The following is a 6,515-nucleotide window of genomic DNA, read 5'->3' as shown; positions in this document are numbered from 1 at the left end:
AACAGTTTTTTCAGACAATTCCTGGGCAAAAACCCCAGGGATGGCAGCGCCAAGAAAAAACAATAAAATCAACAATTTCTTCATAGTGGATTGGTTTTTTTGGTTGAATAACAAGCCTATCTACGAAGGGTTAATTATATAGTTTTTAAAATAAAGTTTTAAAAATCTAAGGCTAAGGATACCAAATGGTTAATTTCTACCAGTTAAAAAATTCCTAAATTCCTCTGTATCGAAATTGCTGATACCTTCCTGGTAAAAAATGATTTCTCCTTTTGGATTGACTACCAAAGTGGTTGGGATGGATTCGCTTTGAAGGGAATTATTGATTCCATAGCTTGCATGGACTACAGGAAAAGTGAATTCTTTGTTCTCAATGAACTTTTGGCTTTTTTCAAATTCCTTGTCCAAAGCAATCATCAAAAATTCCAGGTTTTCGGTATCTTTTACTTTTTGGTAAAGGCTTTCAATATGCGGCATTTCTGCCCTGCAAGGTGGACACCAAGTCGCCCATAGGTTGATAAAAACGGTTTTTCCTCTGTAATCCGATAAGTTTACAGGAATGCCATCCATATTGACAAACCTTCCTGCATAATCAAAAGTCTGGTTTTCTTTATTGACCAAAGTAATGTTTGGTTTTTTGATGCCGGTGGCCAAAAGCAGGGATTGCAGTCCTCCCATAATCGGTGTAATCAGTCCGGTGAAATATAGAAAAGCGAAAACTGACAGTATCAATCCCCAACTTTTCAATTCTTTTTTCCAATCCATTTTTGGTTTTTCTTTTTATTCAACTCCGCAAAAGTATAATTTACAGAAAGGAAACTTTGTGATTTTGAATACAAAGTTTTTAAGGATGAAGGCTCGTTAAATGTTTAAAAGTCTATTTAGTCAGGGGCTTCTTAATTGTTGATTTTCAATCTTGTGAATAATTTGGTTCAAAAACTGATTGAATACTCAAAAGTGTAAATTATTGGGCAGAAGAAATTAGAAAATTCCTGAATTGGTCAGTATCAAAATTATTGGTACCGTTGAGATAATATATCACTTTGCCCTCCGGACTTACCACCACGGTTGTGGGGATAGCTTTGGTATAAAGTGAGGAATTCAAACCTTCATCAGCATGGAAAACAGGAAATGTGTATCCTTTGTCTTGGATGAAGGTTTTGCTTTTACCAAAGTCGTTGTCGGTAGCAACCATCAAAAAAGCAATATTTTCGTTGTCTTTCAACTTATCGTAAAGACTATGGATATATGGCATTTCGATACGGCAAGGGCCACACCAAGAAGCCCAGATGTTGATAAACAGGGTTTTTCCTTTGAATTGGTCAAGGCTTACCCTGTTCCCTTCCATATCCATAAAAGTACCTGAATAGTCAAATTCAGTTTGCTTATCAGTTTGGGGCTCATTTTTTGGCCCTATCAGACCCGTTCCTACAAGTTCTAACCTGACCCGCCTCTTGATGGATTTTCCTTTTTCAGTAAAGTAAAAAAAAGCCACACCTATAATTAGGATTCCCAATAAGGAAATCAATATTTTATTTCTAAGCATAATTCTATTTATAATTGAACGATGGGATGAGGAAATACTCTGTAAATATATGAAAGTCAAACCTAAATACCTGTTACGATCTTAAAAGTGACAATTGGTACAATTCATATAAACTTTAAATTCAAAAATCCGGGGCATAGAAAATAGTAATCTCATAGAATAAAAAAATCCTCATGAATCCGGTTCTCTGGTGCCATGAAAATCCTGAGTTTTTAGAACTTACCAAACTAGAATTATTTTTCCTTTCAGAATATGAATTCACATTCTAATCCAAGAAATATGTTTAAAAAATGGAAGAGTGTTTTCAAATCCGCACTTTCTTTTAATCCATATTTGCCAAGGATTGACATTGGAACTAATATCTTGATTCAATGGCTTTGAGATTCAAAAAAAATTCTAATATTTGCCAAAGTCCAAAATAAAATTTAATTCTGTATGAAAAAGCTATTATTTCTTTGTCTTATTACAATAATTACAATTTCTGAAATCCAAGCTCAAGGTCTTGAAATCACACCAATTACAGGCTATACTTTTCCGGCATCTTATCGTATTACTTCAGGAACGGCCAGATTAGGAGATGGACAGAATTGGGGAGGAAATCTTGGATTTGGTCTTAATGATTTTATGGAAGTTGAACTTTCCTACAGCTATATGGCTACTAGGGCAACTGCTTCCTCACCGCTAATAAGTAACCGGGTCGATGTCAGGACCCAGGTTCATTATGCAATGATCGGAGCTAATAGATTATTTCCTACCTCAGACGCTCTGGCCTTTTTTGCAGGTCTAAAATTGGGAACAGGCACTTTGGCATTTCCTGATAGGGAATATAATAATGTGACCAAGTTTTCTTGGGGTTTTCAGGGAGGCATGAAATATTTTGCGACTGAGAGAATTGGAATCAGAATGCAGGCAAACTTGATGATGCCGGTATTGGCAGCAGGTGGAAGTTTGTGGTGGAGTCCGGGAGGGGGAACTGCTGTCGGAGTATCCACTTGGTCTCCTATAGTTCAGTTTGGCTTCACAGGCGGTATTATTTTCAGATTACAGCAATAGACTTTGAAGTACATATTCTAAAAAAACCTGCTCGTTAACAAGCAGGTTTTTTTATTGTCCAAGAAAAAATGATTCTCCCAAAGGATCAAAAACTTAGATAGGATAAAGATTTATTTTAGGAATCATCCATAGGAGTATTTTTTAAAGCTTGCTACTTTGCAGGCTAATCTTAATTTTCAAAATAGTAATGCTTCCAAATCATTTTGTCAAAATTGCCGAGGAACTCGGAATCAAAGTCAAACAAGTCACCGATACAATAGAATTATTGGATGAAGGAGCTACCGTTCCTTTTATTTCCCGATATAGAAAAGAAGTTACCGGCAGTCTCGATGAAGTACAGGTAGCTGCTATCCGTGACAGGATCCAACAATTAAGGGATTTAGAAAAAAGAAAAGAGGCAATTTTAAAATCAATACAGGAACAGGGAAAACTGACTCCCGAGCTTGAGAAAAAAATCCTTGCAGCAGAAACCATGTCGCTTTTGGAGGATTTGTATCTGCCTTACAAGCCAAAAAGACGAACCAAGGCCACAATCGCCAGGGAAAAAGGATTGGAGCCTTTGGCCAATAAAATTTACGAACAGGTTTCTTTTGATCTTGAGGCTGAAGCCTCACATTATATAGATTCTGAAAAGGAGGTTAATTCCATTGATGAGGCATTACAGGGAGCAAGAGATATCATTGCCGAATGGGTAAATGAAAATGTGGAATTGCGGAAAAAAATGCGTGAGCTTTTTATCAAGGAAGGACAGTTTGTATCCAAAGTCATTCCGGGCAAAGAAGAGGAAGCCATCAAGTACAAGGATTATTTTGACTGGACCGAGTCTGTCAAATCTGCGCCTTCCCATCGGGTTTTGGCTATGAGGAGAGGAGAAAAGGAGCTTTTCCTGATGTTGGATACCAGTCCCGAAGAAGTTTCCGCTCTGGCATTGATGGAAAAAGAGATTCTCCAAAATGCAGCCAATTCTTCCGTGGAACAAGTCAGAATAGCCATCAAGGACTGTTACAAAAGGTTATTAAAACCATCAATGGAAACAGAGGTGCGGCTTTTTACCAAAAAGAAAGCAGATGAGGAAGCCATCAAAGTTTTTGCGGACAACTTGAGGCAGTTACTCCTCGCAGCTCCTTTGGGAGAAAAATCCGTTTTGGCACTTGATCCGGGTTTCAGGACAGGCTGTAAAACCGTCTGCTTGGGACCGCAAGGACAGCTTTTGAGTTATGATGCGATCTATCCCAATGAACCCCAAAAGAGGACTGCTGAGGCTGGCGCGACTATCAGACATCTCGTAGAAAAGCACAATGTAGAAGCCATCGCCATCGGAAACGGCACCGCTAGCCGGGAGACAGAGGCATTTGTCAAATCTTTGGGATTGTCCAAAAATGTCATCATCACCATGGTCAACGAAAGCGGTGCATCCATTTATTCAGCTTCTGAGGTGGCAAGGGAAGAATTTCCGGACCATGACCTTACTATCCGCGGAGCAGTCTCTATCGGTCGCAGGCTGATGGATCCTTTGGCAGAACTGGTAAAAATCGACCCAAAGTCCATTGGCGTCGGCCAATACCAACATGATGTAGATCAGGGAGCATTGAAAAATTCATTGGATGATACCGTGATGAGTTGTGTCAATGGAGTAGGGGTGGAGGTCAATACAGCTTCCAAGCAATTGCTGACTTATGTCTCGGGTCTTGGTCCTGTTTTAGCACAGAACATTGTAAGCTTCAGGGAGGAAAACGGTCCTTTCAAAAGCAGAAGCGAGATCAAGAAAGTTCCTAGGTTGGGCGAAAAGGCATTCGAGCAGGCAGCTGGATTCCTAAGGATCCGTAATGCCAAAAATCCTTTGGACGCTTCTGCCGTCCACCCTGAGCGCTATGAACTTGTAGAGAAAATGGCAAAAGATATAGGGGCTAAGGTTTCAGACCTGATGACCTCTGAGGAACTCCGGGCAAAAATCATTTTGAAAAATTACGTTTCCGAAACTGTTGGATTGCCAACTTTGAAAGATATCATGGATGAGTTATCCAAACCTGGCCGCGATCCTCGTGAAGGTTTTGAGGTTTTTAATTTTCAGGATGGTGTCAACGAAATGAAAGACCTGAAAGTCGGTATGAAACTTCCGGGTATCATCACCAATATTACCAAATTCGGGGCTTTTGTAGATATAGGAGTCCATCAGGATGGGTTGGTGCACCTGAGTCATTTGGCAGATAAGTTTGTATCTGATCCTGCAACAGTAGTTTCAGTCAATCAAAAGGTACAGGTCACAGTCATGGAAGTGGATATAGCCAGAAAGCGGATTGCATTGAGCATGAAGTCTGATCCATTTGCTGCAAAGGGAAAATTCACCCCAAAAGAAAAGCCGGAAGAAAAGAAAAAGGCGGAAGTAGAAGGTGACTTGGCAGCAAAGCTTGCCATGTTGAAGGGGAGATTTCGTTAAGATAAAGTTTTGATGCGAAATAGTTTTAGCCCATGGAATCTTGAAATATGGTATTTATTTTTTTGAGGGAAAACCCCGTAAAGACTTTATATTCCCTTTTGACTGAACAGATTTTTAATATTTTTTAATTTTATTTTTTTTCGGTTTTTATTCGGTAGCTTTTGCCTCTATCCATCTATAAAAATGAAAAAACTCATTTTCTTAATTGTTTTGCTTTTGCCATTTGGAATGTCTCAAGCTCAGACTCATTTTTATGAACATCCCGATTTTGATGAGATAGTCAAGAAGCAGGAGTTGGTCGCTATTCTACCTTTCAAAACCACAATCAATCTCAGACCGAAGGAAATGAAGAAAATCACTTCAGAGCAATTGAAAGAATTGGAGGAATCTGATGGTTTTAGTGTTCAAAGTGCCATGTATTCTTGGTTTCTAAAAAGAGAAGAAAAGGGACCTTTGAAAACGGATTTCCAAGACCCGGAAGACACTAATGCAAAACTCAAAATGCTTGGAGTCACAATTGAAAATATATCGGAATATTCGCCTCAGGAAATCGCAGACTTCCTAGAGGTAGATGGTATTATTATGGGAACATTTGAAACAAGTGCCCCTATGTCTCTTGGTACTTCTCTTACTTTAGGTTTAGTAAGTGGGATTTTTGGAAGTACCAACAAGGCAAAAATCGATCTTTCAATTTTTAACTCAAAAGATGGGGTTCTACTTGCGAATTACAAAAGCGAGGCTAGTGGACCTTGGGATTCAACCACTGAATATGTTATTGATATGCTGATGAGAAGAGCTTCCAAGAGATTGTCCTATTCTGAATAATTATCTGAGAATTTTAAAGCAAAACTCAAAAATTTGCCTTCCATGCAGAAAACTTTTTTTATGCCTATTTTCAATCAAATCCACAAAAGTAGCTACTTCTGTGGATCGTACTCCATAAAAGTAGCTACTTTTGTGGATCGTATTCCATAAAAGTTGATATATTTGGAATAACAAAGATTGTCCACTGCATAAAATCCTGGGAATAATGGATATTGGAAGGTTACAAAAACATTGGATTGGAGAAAAGCTTCATAAAGGAAAAGTCATAATCGTCATTGGTCCAAGACAGGTTGGGAAAACTACCTTGATCAATGAATTATTGAAATCCGAGAGCTTTTTGTTTTTGGATGGGGATGACCCGACCGTTCGAGAACTTCTTAATTCTCCTAACACTGAACAATTGAAGAGTATTTTGGGAAATTATTCCTTGGTTTTTATAGATGAGGCGCAAAGAATCAAAGACATTGGAATTACCCTTAAAATAATTCATGACAGGTTTAAGGATGTACAGTTATTGGTCAGCGGGTCCTCTTCTTTTGAGCTTTCAGGATTAACCCAAGAACCATTAACCGGAAGAAAATGGACATTTTTTTTATATCCGATCAGTTGGGAAGAGTGGGAAAAACAAGTAGGTTATGTGCGGGCTGAGCAAAG

The 6,515-nt window shown here is 38.6% G+C and carries 6 protein-coding genes; 4 read left to right on the top strand and 2 right to left on the bottom strand.

The genetic code is table 11. From position 1 onward, the window contains the following. Positions 1 to 189: 189 nt before the first annotated feature. Both ACZFYI_RS13495 and ACZFYI_RS13490 read right to left on the bottom strand, forming a co-directional pair. A complete protein-coding gene (locus ACZFYI_RS13495) occupies positions 190 to 765 on the bottom strand; it encodes a TlpA family protein disulfide reductase (protein ID WP_462524653.1) in 576 nt (191 codons plus the stop codon). Positions 766 to 964: 199 nt separating this feature from the next. Beyond that, positions 965 to 1,546, bottom strand: coding sequence for a TlpA family protein disulfide reductase (locus tag ACZFYI_RS13490; RefSeq protein WP_462524652.1), 582 nt, complete (start codon positions 1,544 to 1,546; stop codon positions 965 to 967). A 435-nt stretch (positions 1,547 to 1,981) separates the two neighbouring features. Between ACZFYI_RS13490 and ACZFYI_RS13485 the strand changes: the two genes are divergently transcribed. The 4 genes from ACZFYI_RS13485 to ACZFYI_RS13470 all read left to right on the top strand — a co-directional run. Continuing rightward, a complete protein-coding gene (locus ACZFYI_RS13485; protein ID WP_462524651.1) occupies positions 1,982 to 2,599 on the top strand; it encodes an outer membrane beta-barrel protein in 618 nt (205 codons plus the stop codon). Between the two features lie 187 nt (positions 2,600 to 2,786). Next, entirely contained in the window at positions 2,787 to 5,036 is a 2,250-nt protein-coding gene (locus ACZFYI_RS13480; RefSeq protein WP_462524650.1) for a Tex family protein, read from the top strand. A 183-nt stretch (positions 5,037 to 5,219) separates the two neighbouring features. Continuing rightward, positions 5,220 to 5,861 carry a hypothetical protein gene (locus tag ACZFYI_RS13475; protein ID WP_462524649.1) on the top strand — a complete coding sequence of 214 codons (642 nt, stop codon included), beginning with the start codon at positions 5,220 to 5,222 and terminating at the stop codon, positions 5,859 to 5,861. A gap of 205 nt (positions 5,862 to 6,066) precedes the next feature. Beyond that, positions 6,067 to 6,515 (top strand): ATP-binding protein (locus tag ACZFYI_RS13470; protein ID WP_462524648.1); only part of this gene is annotated, 449 nt, incomplete at its 3' end.

It is taken from the genome of Aquiflexum sp. (assembly GCF_977115555.1).
Note: the sequence above shows the minus strand (reverse complement) of the source record. Positions and strands in the feature narration are given on the sequence as shown.